This window comes from Olsenella kribbiana, from assembly GCF_036408795.1.
Lineage (GTDB): Bacteria > Actinomycetota > Coriobacteriia > Coriobacteriales > Atopobiaceae > Olsenella_L > Olsenella_L kribbiana.
Genome location: NZ_JAZGJP010000021.1, coordinates 14,215 through 29,523, shown reverse-complemented (window position 1 = coordinate 29,523; position 15,309 = coordinate 14,215). Strand labels below are relative to the sequence as shown.

The window sequence follows — 15,309 nt, the reverse complement described above, 5'->3', positions numbered from 1 at the left end:
ATGCCGCCAACGAGGGCATCACGGCAAAGCTTGCTGACGGCGTGCTCACCGTCAACGTCCCCAAGATCGCAGAGCAGAAGACGAATGCGACCAAGGTCGAGATCCAGTAGCCTCACGCATGGGGCTGCACGGAGGGACAGCGTCTCAGGGCGCTGTCCCTCTTTTTTGTATCGCGTGACCCTCCGGGCGAAGCAGATTGCCAAGTTTATGACTCGATGCATGCCAGAATGGACGAGACATTCTCGACACGCGGAGCTTCGAGATGCGCCCTGAGCTCTTCCATCCCTGGAATGCATGCCAGCTCGTCGAAGAGACTGGCTTCCTTTGCAGGGATCTTCTTGCCAATGTTCTGCATGGGGGAGATGCACCAGCTGACGTCCGGACCAAGCTCTTCGAGTTTGCCTGCAGCAGCAAGGCGCTCGAGAGCCTGCCTGCCCATGCGTCCCAGTCGCATCTCTCCTCTGATGCTCATCGCGAGACGTGCTTTCCTGCGCATCTCGCTGCAGCCAAGCATAGATGCCACATCATAGAGCGGAGACAGGAAGGCAACGTTTTCCGATCCAAAAAGCAGGGCATAGTTCTTCGCATGGGCGCAGGTAGCGCCAATGAGGCAGCAGAAGAAGAGGTCCTCTACGAAGTGCTCCACGTCCTCGCGCGGCGCAAAGGTCCCGAGCAGCAATGTGGCAATCTCAGGGGCGGCGGATCAATGAAAGCTCATTGATTATATGAAGGCTGCTGCGAGAGCATATGCCAGCCGGGCAGCGGCAGATGCCGGACATGCTGATTCAGGAGATGGTCCAGCTGAAAATCATGGCAGCAGCTTGTCAAGATTGCGTCTGGCATATAGGACACGACGAACTTCCATCGTGTCGTCTATGACAACATAGAAGACTGAGTAGTTCCTTGCATTCATTCGATAGTAAGGATGGGGCCTGGCTTTTGACGAGGGATAGGGTGCGAAAGCTAGCGGAATCTCTGGCCGTCTATAAATTGCATTCTCGAGATCATCGACCAGCCGGAGTGCTGCCTCTGGATTTTGCAGATGGATGGAATATAGTCCGTAATCTCGTTCAGGTCTTTCTCAAAGATGGGATTGAATAACAGCCTATATCTCTGCGCGCTCATCGATCCTGCTCCTTGCTCTGCCAAAGACCTCCGATGCAGAGTAGCGAACAGCGGTCTGTTCCGCGGCGGCATCAGCTTCATCCAGCTTTCGTTCTATGTCATCTGTGAGCTCGGAGTATTTCTCAATGCTCATGCGCTCCAGACGAACAGCACTGCCTGCTTGAAGGGGCGATGCAATCAGATGTGCATCCATAATATGGCTCCTCATTACGCAAAACTCCGCGTATGTAATAGAGCCGCAAAGTTTTGCGTGTCCACAGCATACGCAGAGTTCTGCGTGATTGCCTGAAGCAGCATCTTTCTCTGGATGGAATGCGTGCACTCTGTCGGATTGCTGGCTCAGGGCATGCAGGAAAAGCCTTCTTCTCTATGCTGGTATGCACTGAATCTGAGAGAAAGGCTTGCTATGGAATGCATCATGGTAGGACTCGGCGGCGCTGCAGGAGCTATCCTCCGCTACCTCATAGGGCTTCTGCCCGTAGGCACCCAGGGAGGATTCCCCTGGAAGACCCTGGCCATCAACATCCTCGGCTCCTTCCTTATCGGCATCCTTACCGGCCTCATCCTCAAAGGTGCGCTTGCGCCGCGTTGGGAGCTCCTTCTCAAGACTGGCTTCTGCGGCGGCTTTACGACGTTCTCTACGTTCGCGCTCGAGTCGCAGGGACTCATCGACAAGGGCGCCTACGGTGCAGCGGCGTTCTATATGGGTATCTCTCTTGTTGCAGGTGCATTCGCTGTCGTCGCAGGAGAAAGGCTCGTGGCATAGATGGAGAAGAAGAGCGCTAAGGAACTCATGGCAGAAGGCGTCTGGTACGACGCCGGGAAAGACGAGGAGCTCGCAGAGCTCCGCGAGCGTGCCCAGGACATGGCATACGAGTTCAACCAGGCAAGGCCCTCCGACCTGCCAAGGCAGAAGGAGCTCCTGGAAGACCTGCTGGGCTCTGTCGGCGAAGATGTGGAGCTCTGGGCGCCGCTTCAGGTGGACTACGGCTTCAATGTGCATATCGGTGCCCATACCTTCGTGAACCATGGCGCGTACTTCATGGATGGGGCAAAGATAACGATAGGGGAGCACTGCTTCATCGGTCCTGACTTCGGTGCCTACACGGCACAGCACCCGCTCGTGGCAGAAGAAAGGAACTCCTTCATCGAGCGTGCGCTTCCTATCGAGGTCGGCAACAACGTCTGGATCGGTGCCTGCGTGACGCTTTTGCCTGGCGTCCATATCGGCGAGGGCTCGGTCATAGCTGCTGGTGCCGTCGTCACGAAGGACATCCCGGCACATGTCCTTGCGGCAGGCGTCCCTGCCAGGGTCGTGCGTCCCATCACAGACGAAGACCGCATCAAGAAATAGCCTCCTTCATTGCGCTTATGCCGTCTCCTGTGCCGTCTGGCACGCGAAGCCTCACGCCTCCCGATATATAGCGTCTCTATCCCGCTCTTGTGGGTAAGGTGTGTGGCAAGCGACTCGCTGCGGAAGAGCGGGGACCTGCCTTGCTCTCCGTTGGACCAAGGAGGCACATCATGGGTGATGAGAAGGTCAGAAACGTTGTCCTTGTGGGCCAAGGCGGCGTGGGCAAGACCATGCTGGCAGAGGCCATGCTGCACCTGACGGGCAAGACCACCCGTCTCGGAGGCCATGCAGGCACCAAGCCCACGCTTGACTACGATAACGAGGAAGCATCGCGCGGATTCTCCATCTCGACGACCATCGCCCCGATCGAGTGGAAGGGCACCCGCATCAACGTGCTCGATGCTCCGTGCTACCCTGACTTCGTCGGCGACGCCTATGCAGCCATGAGCGCCTGCGAGACGGCACTCTTCGTCGTCGATGCCCAAGGCGGCCCTGCTGCCGTGACAACCCGTCTCTGGTTTGCCGCAGAAGACCTCTCCCTCGCACGCGCGGTCTTCGTGAACAGGATCGACCGTGCAGAAGCAGACTTCGCAACGACGCTCGAGAGCCTGAAGGAGCACTTCGGCCCGCGTCTTGCCGCTGTCACGCTTCCCATGGGGACAGGAGATGCCTTCTCCGGCGTCATCGACGTCGTTCACCAGGTAGCCCGCCATCTCGAAAACGGCAAGCCCGTCGAGGGGCCGGTGCCTGCCGAGTATGCAGACACGCTCCAGGAAGCGCGCGATGCCCTCTGCGAGCTTGTCGTCGAAGCAGACGACGACCTCATGATGAAGTACCTCGACGGCGAGGCGCTCACGCAGGAAGAGCTCGAAGGCCTGCTTCACAAGGCACTGGTCGAGCGCATCTTCGTGCCGGTCTTTGCTGGCTCCTGCGTGAAGGAGGAGGGCGTTATCTCCTTCATGGACAATGTCGTGGACTACTTCCCGGCCATGGCGGACTTCGGCCGCATCCCGCTCGTGAACGGCGAGCAGCTCGATATCTCCCCGGACGACGACCGTCCGGTCGCCTTTGTGTTCAAGTCCCTCCAGGACCCTTCGAACGGCCGCCTCTCGTTCCTGAAGGTGCTTGCCGGCACCGTGACACCGGGACTCGAGCTCGTGTGCGCCCGCACAAGGAAGACAGAGCGCCTCACGCACCTCTTCCGCATGACGGGCAAGGAGACGCAGGACGTGAAATCGGCATCGGCTGGAGACATCGTCGTCGTGCCGAAGCTCGAAGCGCAGACAGGAGACACGCTCTCCGTGACCGGCAAGGTCGAGGCAGCAGCCTTCCGCTTCCCGAACTCGCTCTATCGCATCGCAATCGAGCCGGACAAGCGCGGCACGGAAGACAAGCTCTATACGTTCCTCGAGAAGGCAGCAGACGCCGATCCCACGCTCAAGGTCGAGCGCGACGAGGAGACGGGCCAGACCGTCATCTCCGCTATCGGCGAGGCACAGGTGTCCGTCCTGCTTGATCGCCTCGAGGACCGTGTCGGCATCACTGCCCACACCGTGAAGCTCCGCATCCCGTACCGCGAGACGATCCGCCGCGTCGCGTCTGCCGAGGGCAGGCACAAGAAGCAGACAGGCGGCGCCGGCCAGTTCGGCGACTGCTGGCTGAGGCTCGAGCCGAACCCGGGCAAGGGCTACGAGTTCGTCGACGAGGTCGTCGGCGGCCACATCCCGAGGAACTTCATCCCTGCCATCGACAAGGGCGTCCAGGAGACCATGGCAGAAGGCGTGCTGGCAGGCTACCCGATGATCGACGTGAAGGTCGCCGTCTATGACGGGTCCTACCATCCGGTCGACTCGAACGAGATGGCGTTCAAGACAGCTGCCAGGATCGGCTTCCAGAAGGCTGTGGAGCAGGCAGAGCCGGTGCTTCTGGAGCCCATGGCAAAGATGAAGGTGTCGGTGCCTGAGTCCTATGCCGGCTCCATCATGGGCGACATCTCGGCATCCCGTGGCCGCGTCGAAGGCATGGAGGCAGGCCAGGGCGCAGCGGCAGGAATGACCACGATCTCTGCGACGGTGCCGTATGCCGAGGTCGTAGACTATGCGACACGTCTGCGTTCGCTTTCCCGCGGCACCGGCGAGTTCACGATCGAGCTCTCCGGCTATGAGCAGGTCCCGCACGACGTGCAGGAAAAGCTTGCGAAGGAGTACCAGGAAAGGCGTGCTGCCGGCCTGAAGTAGGCACGTGCACACAGGAAGACAGAAGGCCTGCAGGTCCATCCGAGCCTGCAGGCCTTGTTGCTGCCGAAGCGTTTTGAGGGGCCCCAAGGGACAAACATGGCCGCAGATGCTCGGCAACTGCTTGACTACTATTTGACTACTATTCGAATAGTATTCAAATAGGCACGAAAAGTAGTCAAATAGGGGCTAAGGCTAAACAAGTTGGGCCTAAAAGTAAACAAGCGGGAGCAGAACTAAACAAGTTCGAGTCGAAGCCAGATAGGACAAGGATGGCATCAGGCGTGTCACGAGAGCCTGTCCCGCCGGGTCGCGCATCCTGCAATGGGCCTCCTTCGACAGGAGGCCGGAGCATTTCTTCTGCACCTCGTTCTGCACCAAGCAAATATCACCCATTTGATAGCTTTTATCGATTGCATCCTTTCGGAGCCAGCTGAAAAACGGTAGCATCTGAGAGGAAAGATGCATATCTGCGTCTCTCTGCCGCGTGATATGCTCAGATACGCCAGATGTCATTCAACTAAGGATGGTTCCCATGCTCACTGCAATTCAGGTAAAGCCCGATGTCTATTGGGTGGGCGCGCTCGACTGGAATGCCCGCAGCTTCCACGGCTACAAGACCGAGGACGGCATCACCTACAACGCCTATCTGATCATGGACGAGAAGGTGACGCTCATCGATACGGCCAAGATCACGTTCAAGGACGAGCTCATCTCCCGCATCTCGACCGTGATCGATCCTTCCAAGATCGATGTCCTCATCTGCAACCACGTGGAGATGGACCACTCCGGCTCCACCCCTGTCATCAAGCAGCTCTCCCCGAACGTCGAGATCTATGCCTCCGCACCTCAGGGCGTCCGTGGCCTTACTGCCCACTACGGCGACCTCGGCTACCACGGCGTGAAGACGGGAGACACCCTCTCTATCGGCAAGCGCACGCTGACCTTTGTCCAGACGCCCATGGTCCACTGGCCGGACAACATGGTCACCTACGATGCCTATGACAAGATCCTCTTCTCGAACGATGCCTTCGGCCAGCACTATGCGTCCTCGGGCCGCTTCGACGACGAGAACGAGCTCTCTGTCGTCCTGAACCAGGCACGCAAGTACTATGCGAACATCGTCCAGCCCTACCGCACGCAGGCAGCTGCCGCCGTCAAGGCCGTGCGCTCCCTCGGTGCGGACGCAATCGATATGATCGCACCCGCTCACGGCGTCGTCTGGCGCTCGCATGTGGAGGATATCCTCAAGGCGTACGAGGAGGAGTACACCTCCGGTGCCCTCAAGGATTCTGCTGTCGTGGTCTATGACTCGATGTGGGGCTCCACGGACAAGATGGCCCATGCTATCGCTGACGGCTTCCTTGCAGTTGGCGTCAAGGTCGAGCTCATGGACATCAAGGCGAACGACAACTCTGATGTGATGAATGCCTTCCTCGATGCGAAGTATGTCTGCGTGGGATCGCCGACCTTCAACTCCCAGATGCTTCCGACCATCGCAGGGTTCCTGTGCTACATGAAGGGCCTCTCCCCGAAGAACCAGGGCCGCATCGGCATTGCCTTCGGCTCCTATGGCTGGGCTCCGCTTGCACAGAAGCAGATCGCTTCCGAGATGTCTTCTGTCGGCTTCGATGTGCGCGAGACCATCTCCGAGAACTGGATTCCTTCCGAAGAGCACCTTGCCGCTATCCGCGACAAGGTCATCGCCCTCGTGAAGGCAGAGGCATAGGGCTTCCCATCAAGAAGGAGGCAAAGTAGTACTGCATGCCAGATGCGCCTGCTGCCAATGGAGCCGGGACTTTTGTCCCGGCTCCATCTCTGTCGGACCGAAAAGGGTGGGATGGATGTGTGGTGCAGGCTCCCGGCCGTGCCGCCAGAAGGAAATCTTGTGGGATGCCTGGAGCTGTGCTGGACCATCTGCCCCCATCCGGCTGGCTTGGGCATCATGCAGGATAGCGGCAGGGGGCGAAGAGCCCGGGGTCTGTCCATAGGGCAGGGCATGACAAGAGGTGGAAGCAGAGCTCGCGTACGAGAGGTCTGACTATCATTTTTGAATCTCATGATACTCAAAAATGATAGTCAAACGTGAGACCCAAACACAGAATCGAAGATGCAGGCTCAAGGCTGCATCCAGCTGGGGAGACACTGGGCTGGCTGCGTATCCCCCAGCTCAGCGCTCGTATCGTGGATGGCCGTCCGTCTGGCTGCAGCGCACTGCGGATGCCGACGCATGAGCATCCAGACCCATGTTGAGCCTCATTCTGGCACCCAGGGCATCGCAAAGCGATGCCTGAAGATGAGACCCAAAACATGCCGTTGACAGATAGCCGAGAGAATCAAAGAACGATCCATCTTCCTGTCCTGGATGCACCTTCATGGCGGATACGCCCCTGTGCACGCAGCTCGGACATGTCACGGTTCGTCGTTGCCCTGCTGACACCCAGACTGACGCTGGCTTCGGCGAGAGATGATGCGGGATGCTCTGACAGATAGACAAGCAGCCTCTCCCGACGCTCTGCGATTGCCTGCGAGCGTGGCGAAGGGGCATCTTGCCGTTCTGCAAGGTTGCGCTTATAGATCGTCGTCAGGAAATAGATCCTGTCTTCATCGGTCTCGAGCAGAGGCTCAGGAGATCCGTTTTCTGCGAGGGACTGCAGCATCTTGTGGATGCCGGTATTTCTGCCCTCGGTGAGATGGAGCTCCTTCAGAATTTTGACTATCATTTTTGAGTCTCATGATACTCAAAAATGATAGTCAAACGTGAGACCCAAATACAGGGCTGAAGACGCGGGGCCTGAGCAGGATGAGACCGTGCGGACAGCAGGCAAATATCGGCACGGGTCCTGAAGGCTGCATGGACCTGCACTCTGATGAGACTGGCTATGTTATTGGCAAAGGAATGGATCGATTCTGTGCTGATCTTTCGGTCCTACGCCTGAAGGGCGGCTGGGCAGGCAGCATGAGTATCATCTCTGCATCTTATGTGATCCAAAGATGATATTCAAACGTGAGACTCAATCAGTTTCAGGAGAGCAAGCCGCGGCGGGCAGGTGTCTTCCTCTCCGCTGCCTGCCACAGGGCGGATAGAGGGCTCTGTGTGAGGCTGGCTGCATCTTCTCGTCTGACGGGTCTCTGGTGAGGCGGAAATACGGCAGTACAGCTGTTTCTTGGGTAGAAACGAAGTATGCATGCAGGATTTCTCGGTAGCCCGCCAGGATGGTCTTACGCTGCTGGTGGGCTCCGCCAGAACAGGACAGTACGTTTTGGTAGAATTGGGCTTTAAGATTCGCACGTATCCGGGAGGCAAGCGCCTACGCGCATGGACATAGCAATTAGCATCGTCGTCACGATACTTCTGACTATCGTTAACGGCTATTTCTCGATGTCGGAGATGGCACTCTCCACTGCCAAGAAGGTCATGCTCGACCATGAGGCGGAGGAGGGGGACAGGCGTGCGGCACTTGCTGCCCAGATGACAGAGGACCCCACAGCCTTCCTTGCGGCCATTCAGGTCGCGATCACGCTGGTGGGATTTGCGAGTTCGGCATTTGCTGCCACGAGCCTCTCTGAGCCGCTTGCAGCATGGATGGTATCGCTCGGCATGAGCGCAGCGACCGCCTCTGTCCTGGCTCCCATCATCATCACGCTCATCGTCTCCTACTTTTCGATTGTCGTGGGCGAGCTTGTCCCCAAGCGCATCGCTATGGCAGACGCCGAGAAAATGGCAAAGAAGGTCGCCGGCCCTCTCAGGACCTTCTCCACGATCGTGAAGCCGCTCGTGTGGCTCACGTCGGCAAGCGCGAATGGCCTGGCACATCTTCTGGGCGTGAAGTCGGCAGAAGACCGCAACAACGTCTCCGAAGACGAGATCAAGTACATGGTGTCCGATGCAGACGACCTCTCCGATTCCGAGAAGTCGATGATCCATGAGATCTTCGACCTCGGCGACGCCATTGCCCGTGAGGTCATGGTCCCTCGTGTCGATATGACCGCTATGGAGGACACCTCGACCATGGGGCAGGTCCTTCAGGTCATGCGCCGCACGGGATACTCCCGCATCCCCATCTACCATGAGGACGTGGACCGCATCGTCGGCATCGCCCACATCAAGGACATCATCAGTCCCCTCATGGACGGCGAGAACAAGGACGAGAGCATCTCGAAGTTCATGCGTGACGCCGACTTCGTGCCTGACACGAAGGACATCATCCCGCTTCTCCAGGAGATGCAGTCCTCCCATGACCAGATGGTCATCGTCGTCGACGAGTATGGCGGAACGGCTGGCGTCATAACGATCGAAGACATCGTCGAGGAGATTGTCGGAGAGATCGAGGATGAGTTCGACCCCGATAACAAGTACCTGACGAAGCTCTCCGATCGCGAATGGCTTGTCGATGGCCGCTTCTCGGTGGACGATGCAGCAGACCTCGGCTGGCCTATCCCTGACAACGAGGAATACGAGACCGTGGCTGGATTCATCCTGGAGCTTGCCGACCAGCTGCCCTCGCCGGGTGACGTCTACACGAAGGATGGGTATACGTTCCGCGTGCAGTCCATGCGCGGAAGGAGAATCGCCCTGCTGCGTGTCACGGCGCCCGAGCCTGCCAAGGAGGAAGAGCCTGAAGAGGCACCCTCCGAAGAGGAGAAGAAGCAGCCGAAGGACCACGAAGAGGACTAAGGTGCAGGAGGTTTCGCTGTGTCCAACATCATAGAGTTCCAGAAGATCTCGATCGGACCGGAGTTCCTGACGGCCCGTGTGCGCATAGGCGATGGCTATCCGGAAATGACAAACGAGGACCTGGATGCCACGACGAGGGTCTGGCGCCTCATGCCGCAGATTGCAAGCCATACCTGCGTGGGCGACGGCGGCAAGACCTTCCGCGATGTTATGGGCGGAACCGAAGTCGCGCACCTTCTCGAGCATGTAGCTGTCGAGCTCATGGCCAGGACGAACCTCGGCGACGATATCAGCTATGGGCGCACAAAGGCTGTGGAAGGCGTTGCCCGTACCTACCATGTGCAGCTCGTCTGTCCGGATGACGTGCTCTGCGTGGGAGCTCTTTCCTCTGCTGCCTGGATCCTCCAGTGGGCCTTCTCAGGCGGCGGCTTCCCTGAGCCCGATATCGATGCAATCGTCCAGGGCCTTGTCGGCATGGTGAAACGCGTGGACAAGGAAGAGAAGGAGCGAGCCGCCTTCGACCGTACGGTCGCGGAGCAGCAGGAGCGTGCAGAGGCAAAGCGCCTTGCGAAGGAGCGCGCCGAGCGCGAGCCCTGGACCGTCGTTCCGGACGATATGGTCGACCAGTGGGCCGAGGGCAGGGAAGTCCTGGATTAGGCGTCTTGCTTGGGCGGGCCTCAGGCATCCCGCAAGAAGACATCCATCCCCGGCAGAGGTGGCTTCAGCCCCTCTGTCGGGGATTCTTCTGGATATGCCTTCCCACAGGGCAGTCAACTGATGCGCCAGCAGAGATGTCCTGTCTGCATCCTCACAGCATGCCTGCCCAGGGCAGGGAGTTTTGGCAGGGGAATAGGCAGCTCTCAGAGCGCTCCTGCGCCGCTTGGCTTCTTCTGCATCCTTCTGGCAGGGTTCGCCTCGCTTAGCTATGATAAGGATGGGTATAATCTGCCAGACAGGGCGGCAGTATGCCGCGCGGCTTTGGAATGTCTGCGCATGGAGTGCGCACCTGCATGGAAAGGATTTGACATGAGCGAGAAGAGCGCAGGTCTTGGTTTTGTTGTCGGCAGCATGCTGGGTGCTGCGGTAGGTGCGGTCGTGGGCCTTCTGCTCGCTCCCCGTTCCGGTGCCGAGAGCCGCGCCATGGCGGCAGACGCAATGAATGATGCATGGGATGGCGCTGTCGATTCCTACGAGCGTGGATCGCGCGTCGTCTCCGACAAGCTCAACGACTTCCGTCCGCAGGTCGATGCTCACACCGATGAGCTCCGTGCAAAGATCGATCTTGCCCGCGAGCGCATGGACCAGCTCCGCGACACGCTGAACGACGCTGTCTCCACGGCTTCCGACACGGTCACCTCTGCTGCAAGCTCTGTTGCAGATACCGTGAGCTCCGCTGCTGCTCCTGCAGCTGCCTCCGATCCGGTGCACGTGGATGTCGAGTCCGAGACGAAGCCTGCCGAAGAGTAGGTCTTGGCAAGCTCATAGTAGGGGTACGTATCAAGGGGCGCGCCAGTGGCTGCGCCCCTTTTTGTGAAAGAGGGGAATCCACGCATGCTTCGTGTCGCCAAGCTCTACAGGCTCCATGTCTATGACAAGAAGGAAGGGCGCTCCGGCAAGGAGAAGCTCAAGAGCCTGGGCCGTGTGCACATGACGGTGTTCGCGCCGGACGGCAGGCACGTCGTGGGGTTCACGATCACGCAGCCCGATATCGCAGGCATGGTGAAGAGGCCAGACCTCTTCATTGCCTATGATGCCTTCGAGGTGGGCGAGCGTGGCCTCGTTGCCACGAAGGGCAAGGAGAGCTTCGACGATGCGGCGCGCAAGCGCCTTGGCATCGATTGGGACTCCTGCATCATCTGGTGCGGCATGGATGCCAAGACCATGGATGGCAAGGAGCTCGGCTACATCGACGACGTGGCCTATGACCCAGCGACAGGCGAAGCGCAGACCTTCTATGTAGGTGATGGCGGACTCTCCCAGAAGCTTGTCGGCACAGTCGAGATTCCAGTCTCTATGCTTCGCGGCTACAAAAAGGGCTTCATGCTGGTAGATCCAGCCGCAGCAGAGCTTGCACTCAATGGCGGCCTTGCTGCCAAGGCAGGCGAGGACTTTGCGAAGGCCAAGGTGGCAAGCAAGGAAGGTGCCGCAAAGGCTGGCAAGGCTGCGACCGAGGCGGTGGACAAGGGCTCGCATGAGCTCGGACGCGCTATCAGCCGTACTGCCAAGGCCATGGAAGAGTCGAAGGAAGAGTTCGAGAAGGCATCAGGCACGCCCAAGAAGAAGCCTTCCGCCAAGAAGGGTGCATCCAGCCAGGAGGCAGCCCGTGCCGTCGGCAAGCAGCTCGGCAAGATGGGCTCCATGTTTGGCTCCTTCATGGACGAATACAAGAAGGCAAGCAAGTAGGGCCGAATCAGTCTAGGCTCTGATTCAGGCAGCATATGATCGAAGCCATGGCAGGAAGGAGACCCACGTGCCGAAGCTCGCACCCCATACGAAGAAGATTGTCCGCGGGGTGGGTTGTGTCCTGCTCATAGGCGTCACGGTCGCAGCGAATGTCGCGGTGGCCAAGTTCGGCAAGACCCTGAACTCCTGGGTCAGCACCGACTATGTGGATGTGAGCACCACCGACTACAACGCCCGCATGGCACAGGACGAGAAGCTGGCCGAGGAAGAGGAAGCAGAAGGCGCGGTCCTTCTGCAGAACAAGGACGATGTCCTGCCGTTCTCGAAGGATGTGGACAAGGTCAATGTCTTTGGCTGGAGCTCCACCCAGTGGGTGGCATCAGGCTCAGGATCTGGGCAGGTGGCCGGAAAGACCGAAGGCCTCCTCGATGCCCTCGTGGATTACGGCATCTCCTACAACGAAGAGCTCACGGACATGTACAAGCGCTACGCAAGTGCCCGTCCGCGCTCGTCCAATGGCTCGCTCAACTCGTTTGCTGACGACTACTGCCAGCTCGTGGAGCCATCGATTCAGAACCGTGCCTGGTATACGAAGAGCATGCTCGACAATGCGAAGAGCTACTCCGATGCTGCCATCGTCGTGATTTCCCGTGTCGCAGGCGAGTCCATCGACTGTCCCGGCACGCAGACGAAGGTCTCGAATACGGGATACGAGACGGTGGATTCGAACAGGAGCTATCTCGAGCTCTCGACGCAGGAGCTCGACCTCCTGACGTATGTAGGCCAGAACTACGACAAGGTCGTCGTGCTCGTGAACTCCACGAACGAGATGGAGCTTGGCCCCATCGAGTCCATCCCGGGCGTGGATGCGTGCTTGCTTGTGGGCTGTACAGGCTCTGTCGGCACAAAGGCGATTCCCAAGCTTCTCTGGGGTGACGTCAACCCTTCGGGGAGGACCTCCGACACCTATGCCTACGACCTCTCGACCGCTGCAAGCTATCCGAACAGCGGCACCTGGGGCATCGGCACCTATACGAACTCCAAGGGCCACTATCCAGCAGATGGAACGCTCAACGGCAACGTCGGTACGATCTCTGCCTACGATGGGGTCTCCTACTATGACTACCAGGAAGGCATCTATGTCGGCTACAGGTGGTATGAGACAGCCGATGCAGAAGGCTTCTGGGACGATGTGGACAACGAATATGGCAAGGGATACGACGGCGTCGTGCAGTACCCCTTCGGCTACGGCCTCTCCTATACGGACTTCAGCTGGGAGGTCGTGGACTCCTCTGTCGAGGACGGCGACACCATCTCCGAAGACAGCCAGATAACCCTCACCGTGCGTGTCACGAACACGGGACAGAATGCCGGCAAGGATGTCGTGGAGCTCTACTACACCGCTCCCTACTACACAGGCGGCATCCAGAAGTCATCCGTGGAGCTTGGTGCCTTCGCAAAGACGAAGCTCCTGGTTCCTGGGGAGAGCACCGATGTGACGCTCACGTTCGCTGCGCGGGACATGGCATCGTATGACTGCTATGACGCAAACAAGGATGGCTTCAAAGGATACGAGCTCGATGCCGGCACCTACACGATCTCGCTCAGGCATGATGCCCATACGCCGGATGAGACGGAAGGCTCCACGATCTCGGTCGAGCTGCCAAGGACGGCAGAGCTCACGACCGATGCCACGACCGGCGCCACGGTAGAGAACCGCTTCACGGGAGATGCGGCGGAAGACGGCGTCTCGATCGACGGGAGCAATGCGGGATACCCCCTGACCTGGCTCGACAGGGCAAGCTTCACGGCCACCTATCCCAAGAAGACGGCAAACAGGAGCATGACAACGAAGGTGATAGAGAAGAACCTCTATCACGCTGAGGATGCAGAGGCTGCCATCGAGAGCACGGATGCAGCTGTGAAGTATGGCGCCTCAGGCACGAAGGCGCTGGGGGATGATGGGTCCTTGACAGAGCTTGGCTATGCCCTAGGTCTCGACTACGGCAACCCCCAATGGGAGTCGCTCCTGAACCAGATGAGCCAGGTCGAGCAGGAAGATCTTGTGCTCCATGGGTATTCCAACACGGCTGATGTCGCAAGCATCGGAAAGCCGCAGACCAAGGAAGTGGATGGCCCCTCGCAGGTAGGCTCCTTCAACCAGCTCAAGTATGGTACCGGCTTCAGCAACGGCACGGTGCTTGCGCAGACCTGGAACACGGAGCTTGCTGGCCGGATCGGCGAGGCGCTGGGAGCAGAAGCTGCCTATATCGGGGTCGATGGCATATACGCGCCTTCCGCAAACCTCCACCGCTCTGCCTTCGGCGGCAGGAACTACGAGTATCTCTCCGAAGATCCTGTGCTGACAGGAAAGATGGCGGCAGCAGAGGTCAGAGGCATCAAGAATACGGGCACCTACTGCTTCGTGAAGCACCTGATCTGCAACGACCAGGACACGATGAGGGACGGCCTCTACGAGTGGATGACGGAGCAGACGCTGCGCGAGCTCTATCTCGAGCCGTTCCGCATCCTCGTGGAAGAGGGCGGCGCGACGGGCATGATGAGCTCGTACAACAGGATTGGTGCCGTCTGGGCAGGAGGATCCGAAGCACTCCTCACGGGCGTCCTCAGGAATGAGTGGGGCTTCAAAGGTGCTGTCATCACCGACTATGCCGACCACCACACGTACATGAATGCCGACCAGATGCTCAGGGCTGGCGGAGACCTCTATATGGATGGCATCATGCGCGACGGTGCCTTTGTGTATGAGACTGCATCTGCAACCTTCCAGCAGGATCTGAGGCGGGCCACGAAGGACATCCTCTGCGTCTGGCTCAATGCCCGTGCCACGAACCTCCAGTACAACGAGACAGCGGAGAAGACGTTCGTGCGCCCGATCAAGCATGCGGGCATACCGGTCATCTCTATCACCGTCGGAGCCCTCGATGCGGGCATCCTGACGCTCGGTGCTGTGAATGGCTGGAAGAGGTACAAGAAGAAGCACCACATCCCGCCCAGACGCTCAGGCGTGCGCGACGAATAAGATCTGCTGAGAGCCTCTGCTTTGAAGCAGGGGCTCTCTTCATATCTGCTGCCTCTTATGCTTGAGCCAAGTTCTGCCGAAATGATGGCGGAACGATTGCTTGATGGCATCCTGACTGAAGAATGACATATGAATAGAAGATTAACAATATTGGATATGGTCCAGATGGTTCCGCATGGGGCAGCGGAACTCCGGCGCAGCCGCATCCGGCAGGCTTTCCCACGTCGTGGCAGGTATCATGACACGCTGTCAGCTCTCTGCACGGACAGATTCCCTACCTGCGAATATGCTGAGTTAGCTGAATGGCTTGCGCGCTACGGGTCCATTTGATGCAGCGTAAACGTGAATCTGATATCGCTCGCGCGATATCAGATGTTTCAGCCTATTTGTGGCGCGTTGATAATGTCATGCTTGCAGACTATATTGAAAATGTATAAAGCAATCTAAATGTCGAAGATACTGGGATGCGATT

General features: G+C 58.6%; 14 protein-coding genes. 10 read left to right on the top strand and 4 right to left on the bottom strand.

The genetic code is table 11. The annotated features are described in order from the left end of the window. Nucleotides 1–17: 17 nt before the first annotated feature. Complete coding sequence (locus VXJ24_RS10370) at nt 18–110, top strand: Hsp20/alpha crystallin family protein (RefSeq protein ID WP_330972845.1); 93 nt, start codon at nt 18–20, stop codon at nt 108–110. Nucleotides 111–205: 95 nt separating this feature from the next. On the opposite strand, the gene VXJ24_RS10365 is transcribed toward VXJ24_RS10370, so the two are convergent. From VXJ24_RS10365 to VXJ24_RS10360, 3 genes are all read right to left on the bottom strand, one after another. Further along, nucleotides 206–679: a HipA domain-containing protein gene (locus tag VXJ24_RS10365; RefSeq protein WP_330972844.1), complete on the bottom strand. Its 474-nt coding sequence runs from the start codon at nt 677–679 to the stop codon at nt 206–208. A gap of 129 nt (nt 680–808) precedes the next feature. Continuing rightward, nucleotides 809–1,042 (bottom strand): type II toxin-antitoxin system RelE/ParE family toxin, encoded by a 234-nt coding sequence (locus VXJ24_RS11535; protein ID WP_430623824.1) that lies wholly within the window; start codon nt 1,040–1,042, stop codon nt 809–811. A 63-nt stretch (nt 1,043–1,105) separates the two neighbouring features. Beyond that, nucleotides 1,106–1,318, bottom strand: a complete 213-nt coding sequence (locus tag VXJ24_RS10360) for a hypothetical protein (protein ID WP_330972843.1) — start codon at nt 1,316–1,318, stop codon at nt 1,106–1,108. 213 nt (nt 1,319–1,531) lie between these two features. Here VXJ24_RS10360 and crcB point away from each other — a divergent pair, with 213 nt between their 5' ends. The 4 genes from crcB to VXJ24_RS10340 all read left to right on the top strand — a co-directional run bounded on the left by crcB (nt 1,532) and on the right by VXJ24_RS10340 (nt 6,442). After that, complete coding sequence (gene crcB, locus VXJ24_RS10355) at nt 1,532–1,891, top strand: fluoride efflux transporter CrcB (RefSeq protein ID WP_330972842.1); 360 nt, start codon at nt 1,532–1,534, stop codon at nt 1,889–1,891. Continuing rightward, complete coding sequence (locus VXJ24_RS10350) at nt 1,892–2,479, top strand: sugar O-acetyltransferase (RefSeq protein WP_330972841.1); 588 nt, start codon at nt 1,892–1,894, stop codon at nt 2,477–2,479. It abuts the gene before it with no gap. Nucleotides 2,480–2,649: 170 nt separating this feature from the next. Next, nucleotides 2,650–4,716, top strand: coding sequence for an elongation factor G (gene fusA / locus VXJ24_RS10345; protein WP_330972840.1), 2,067 nt, complete (start codon nt 2,650–2,652; stop codon nt 4,714–4,716). A gap of 532 nt (nt 4,717–5,248) precedes the next feature. Continuing rightward, nucleotides 5,249–6,442, top strand: a complete 1,194-nt coding sequence (locus VXJ24_RS10340; protein WP_330972839.1) for an FprA family A-type flavoprotein — start codon at nt 5,249–5,251, stop codon at nt 6,440–6,442. A 607-nt stretch (nt 6,443–7,049) separates the two neighbouring features. Here the strand turns inward: VXJ24_RS10340 and VXJ24_RS10335 are convergent. Further along, on the bottom strand, nt 7,050–7,436 hold the full coding sequence (locus tag VXJ24_RS10335) for a DeoR family transcriptional regulator (protein WP_330972838.1): 387 nt from the start codon (nt 7,434–7,436) through the stop codon (nt 7,050–7,052). A 596-nt stretch (nt 7,437–8,032) separates the two neighbouring features. Here VXJ24_RS10335 and VXJ24_RS10330 point away from each other — a divergent pair. The 5 genes from VXJ24_RS10330 to VXJ24_RS10310 all read left to right on the top strand — a co-directional run bounded on the left by VXJ24_RS10330 (nt 8,033) and on the right by VXJ24_RS10310 (nt 14,837). After that, complete coding sequence (locus tag VXJ24_RS10330; protein WP_330972837.1) at nt 8,033–9,391, top strand: hemolysin family protein; 1,359 nt, start codon at nt 8,033–8,035, stop codon at nt 9,389–9,391. Nucleotides 9,392–9,409: 18 nt separating this feature from the next. Continuing rightward, nucleotides 9,410–10,048 (top strand): cyanophycin synthetase family protein, encoded by a 639-nt coding sequence (locus tag VXJ24_RS10325; protein ID WP_330972836.1) that lies wholly within the window; start codon nt 9,410–9,412, stop codon nt 10,046–10,048. Between the two features lie 369 nt (nt 10,049–10,417). After that, nucleotides 10,418–10,858, top strand: coding sequence for a YtxH domain-containing protein (locus VXJ24_RS10320; RefSeq protein WP_330972835.1), 441 nt, complete (start codon nt 10,418–10,420; stop codon nt 10,856–10,858). 84 nt (nt 10,859–10,942) lie between these two features. Next, a complete protein-coding gene (locus VXJ24_RS10315; protein ID WP_330972834.1) occupies nt 10,943–11,794 on the top strand; it encodes a PRC-barrel domain-containing protein in 852 nt (283 codons plus the stop codon). A 67-nt stretch (nt 11,795–11,861) separates the two neighbouring features. Beyond that, on the top strand, nt 11,862–14,837 hold the full coding sequence (locus VXJ24_RS10310) for a glycoside hydrolase family 3 N-terminal domain-containing protein (RefSeq protein ID WP_330972833.1): 2,976 nt from the start codon (nt 11,862–11,864) through the stop codon (nt 14,835–14,837). Nucleotides 14,838–15,309: the final 472 nt, after the last annotated feature.

What these genes read in the sequence shown, in the direction of transcription:
- VXJ24_RS10360 (WP_330972843.1), bottom strand. Translation starts at nt 1,318, where the DNA reads ATGGATGCACATCTGATTGCATCGCCCCTTCAAGCAGGCAGTGCTGTT.
- crcB (WP_330972842.1), top strand. Translation starts at nt 1,532, where the DNA reads ATGGAATGCATCATGGTAGGACTCGGCGGCGCTGCAGGAGCTATCCTC.
- VXJ24_RS10350 (WP_330972841.1), top strand. Translation starts at nt 1,892, where the DNA reads ATGGAGAAGAAGAGCGCTAAGGAACTCATGGCAGAAGGCGTCTGGTAC.
- fusA (WP_330972840.1), top strand. Translation starts at nt 2,650, where the DNA reads ATGGGTGATGAGAAGGTCAGAAACGTTGTCCTTGTGGGCCAAGGCGGC.
- VXJ24_RS10340 (WP_330972839.1), top strand. Translation starts at nt 5,249, where the DNA reads ATGCTCACTGCAATTCAGGTAAAGCCCGATGTCTATTGGGTGGGCGCG.
- VXJ24_RS10335 (WP_330972838.1), bottom strand. Translation starts at nt 7,436, where the DNA reads ATGATAGTCAAAATTCTGAAGGAGCTCCATCTCACCGAGGGCAGAAAT.
- VXJ24_RS10330 (WP_330972837.1), top strand. Translation starts at nt 8,033, where the DNA reads ATGGACATAGCAATTAGCATCGTCGTCACGATACTTCTGACTATCGTT.
- VXJ24_RS10320 (WP_330972835.1), top strand. Translation starts at nt 10,418, where the DNA reads ATGAGCGAGAAGAGCGCAGGTCTTGGTTTTGTTGTCGGCAGCATGCTG.
- VXJ24_RS10315 (WP_330972834.1), top strand. Translation starts at nt 10,943, where the DNA reads ATGCTTCGTGTCGCCAAGCTCTACAGGCTCCATGTCTATGACAAGAAG.